4 protein-coding genes are annotated in these 2,797 nt (G+C 62.7%); all 4 read right to left on the bottom strand.

Going from position 1 to position 2,797, the window contains the following annotated elements; translation table 11 throughout:
- A partial coding sequence (repA, locus tag CINSTRO3249_RS14675) for a plasmid replication initiator RepA (RefSeq protein ID WP_256381678.1) occupies positions 1-469 on the bottom strand: 469 nt, incomplete at its 3' end.
- 309 nt (positions 470-778) lie between these two features.
- Positions 779-1,564: a type-F conjugative transfer system pilin acetylase TraX gene (traX, locus tag CINSTRO3249_RS14665; RefSeq protein WP_074013793.1), complete on the bottom strand. Its 786-nt coding sequence runs from the start codon at positions 1,562-1,564 to the stop codon at positions 779-781.
- Positions 1,551-2,069, bottom strand: coding sequence for a DUF2726 domain-containing protein (locus CINSTRO3249_RS14660; protein ID WP_074013792.1), 519 nt, complete (start codon positions 2,067-2,069; stop codon positions 1,551-1,553). Before CINSTRO3249_RS14660 ends, traX begins: the two co-directional genes overlap by 14 nt.
- 3 nt (positions 2,070-2,072) lie before the next feature.
- The gene (locus tag CINSTRO3249_RS17930; protein WP_305781688.1) at positions 2,073-2,678 is read right to left on the bottom strand and encodes a conjugative transfer relaxase/helicase TraI domain-containing protein; all 606 of its coding nucleotides are present in this window, start codon (positions 2,676-2,678) and stop codon (positions 2,073-2,075) included.
- Between the last annotated feature and the right edge of the window lie 119 nt (positions 2,679-2,797).

Genomic DNA, 2,797 nt, shown 5'->3' with positions numbered 1-2,797 from the left:
AATGCGTGCTGTCGTCCCACACCCGTTCGCATTTGATGGCGCCCAGCTCTTCCAGCGTCGTCAGCGCCCGGCTGGCGCGTGAGATGCTCTTCCTGGCGCCGCTGCCCGTTGACAGGCCACACCAGTCCGACAGCTGCTCCACGCTGGCCTCCACCTTGCCGGAGACGATATTCAGCCGGTCAGCCATCGCCACCATCAGCGCGTTAACCGCCCGCGCCCGATGGGCGTTCATCCGTTTGATAAACGGTTTTTTCAGGCCGGTTTTCACGTCAAGACGTGGCGTGGTGTACCAGGCTTCATGCCGGGCCGGATTACTGTTCTGGGCCGCCTTGACCAGAGCTTTCACTATCGCCGGCTTGGCGGCATCCGGCGTCGGCGACCGGTAACAGGGGTAAGGGTTGCTGACATAACAGTCCCGCACCGGGCTGTTAATCGTGGTCTGCAAAGCTGGAGTGAAGAGTTCAGTCACCGCTCCCTGCACTTAAGGTCGGCAGGGGGGATTGATCTTGAGCGCGCATGAGATATAATTCCCGCAGGCACCGCGCCTGCTTACGACCCCCGAGTTTACGCATGATCCGACCAAAGATTCCACGTAACTTGGGGGTACTTGCGTCTGGAGCCAGGCTCCATCCTGTCCACCTTCCGGCGTGGACGACCAGCAAAAGCCAAATTTTCCCTACTTTACCAAAAGCCGCCGCAGCGGTAAAGCCGGCCGTGCGCGCCCTCATCGCCAGGTCGAGCGATAACAGAGCGGTCTGCAACAGGACGGTCAAACGCCTCATCCGGCCCACCCGGCAACCAGCCCCAGCAGATGAGCCACATAGGCCTGCAGGAAAAACCCCGGCGTCAACAGACGGCGCTGCGGGTCGAGGGGGCTGATGGCCACCACCGCCAGGGCACCGGCTATCAGCAGCGTCGGCAGCAGCAGGCCAGAGAGCATCATGCTGTGCCCCAGCCCGGCATTCAGCCGCAGTGTGAGTATCGGCCAGCTGACGATAGCCAGCCCGCGCAACCAGCCGGTCTCGCTGACGGTCGGCGGCAGGGTAACGCAGAGTCCGTAGCTCGCCAGCAGCAACAGCAGGCCATCCACGCCATAGGTGCCGGGGGTGGCGACGTAATACCCCCACAGCGCCAGCAGCAGCGCCCCACCCACGCCGCCGTTGGGGCTGCCCTGGCGGACCGGCCAGTGCGCCATCGCCAGCGCCTGGGTCACCACCGCAAACAGAAACAGGATATTCGGCTCATACAGCGTGAAGCCGTCGTGGCGCATCACCAGCCAGTACCCCGGCTGGGCCAGCAGCGCCCAGCCCCATAGCCGGGTGGCCTGGGCCTGTCTGACCGGCCGGCGCGCCAGGTTATCGCCCCAGACCAGCGCGAACAGCGGAAATGCGCCGCGTCCGAGCAGCAGCAGGGTCGAAGAATCCAGCCCCTGCGCCCGGTTGGCGTGATCGAGCACCATCAAGACCAGCGCCAGCAGCTTTATCACATCCTGCTGCAGCGGGGTAAACTGCACCACGGCGGGTAAGGGGCGGCGTTCGCCGCTGTGGGGGTCAAAGTGCGTCACAGTGCGTGGCCTGCTCGGTGAAGTCGGTAAAACTGTTGACGCGTAACACGCGTATCCCCGCCTGCGCCATCGCCTGATGGAAGGGCTTATCCAGCCTGAGCCGTTTTTTGAATTGATGCGTGCTCTCATCGAGCATAATCACCGCCTTGACTCGGAGTTGCGGGTCAAGCCAGACAAAATCAGCGTGCCAGTGCGCGAGCGGTTTCAAAAAACGCAGCCGCATCGTGGCGTCAATCGCCTGTTTGGGATTGACCTCGACCAGGTCAACCACCCGGACCTTGGCCATCACGCTATCGCCGTCAGGCATAATCCCCTGAAGCTGAGACAAAAAGGCCCTTTCCCCGTCGGTTAAAAACGGCTTTCTGACATAGACCCCGCCCGGCGCGACTCTGCCGCCGATAAGGTTTTTCATCAGCCTGCGCAACGCGAAAAAAATCGCCAGCAACACGATAAGTGCGCCCCACAACGTCATAGCCATTTCTTCTCCAATGCTATCAATCGCCATACATCAGTCGCCGCCCAGCGTTTTTTCTTTAATACGCTCTGGCCGCTGCGCCTCATCGGGCACGATACCCTGCGCCGGGGATGACAATCGGCTGCGGGACGCCACACTCTCCCGCGCCACCTGCTGGATTGCCGCATCCTGCTGACGCATCGGCGCCAGCGCCTCACGCACCAGGGCGGCCGGCAGACGGTCCCGCACCGCCTCAGGCCGGAGTTCCCCCGCCTGGAGCAGCCGGAGCAGCTGTGCGTCGCTCAAGGCGTCCAGCTGACGCGGTGAGGCGGGCTGCCGGGCCTGCCGCGCAATCTGCTCCTGTAGCGCACGCTGTTGTTTCTCATCCGGCGTTGCCGGCAGGGTTAACGGGTTGTCCGGCGGACGCGCCACCGCCTTGACCGTGGCGTCATCCACCCATAATCGGCCACCGGTCATCGCCTGCGGGTTAAACGGCACGCCCTCCCCCTGCAGCCGCACCACCACGCCGCTGTGCGAATAGCGCGCCGCCAGCGCGATACCAGCTTTCATCGACGTCGCCAACCGGGTTTCCTGGTTGGCGCTGGCCTGCAGCGCCACAAACTGTGCCCGCTCACTGCCCAGCACGCGCCCTTGAATCACCCCGGATAAATTAGAGTCTATACTTTAAAAGTGGAGGTCTCTATGACAACGACCAAACGTTACTCTCCGGAAGTCCGTGAACGGGCAGTTAATCTAGTGCTGGAAACTCAGCATGAGCA

This window comes from Candidatus Sodalis sp. SoCistrobi (assembly GCF_900143145.1).
GTDB lineage: Bacteria > Pseudomonadota > Gammaproteobacteria > Enterobacterales > Enterobacteriaceae > SoCistrobi.
Note: the sequence above shows the minus strand (reverse complement) of the source record. Positions and strands in the feature narration are given on the sequence as shown.

Coding starts and splice junctions, on each gene's coding strand:
- CINSTRO3249_RS14660 (WP_074013792.1), bottom strand. CDS start 2,069: ATGGCGATTGATAGCATTGGAGAAGAAATGGCTATGACGTTGTGGGGC.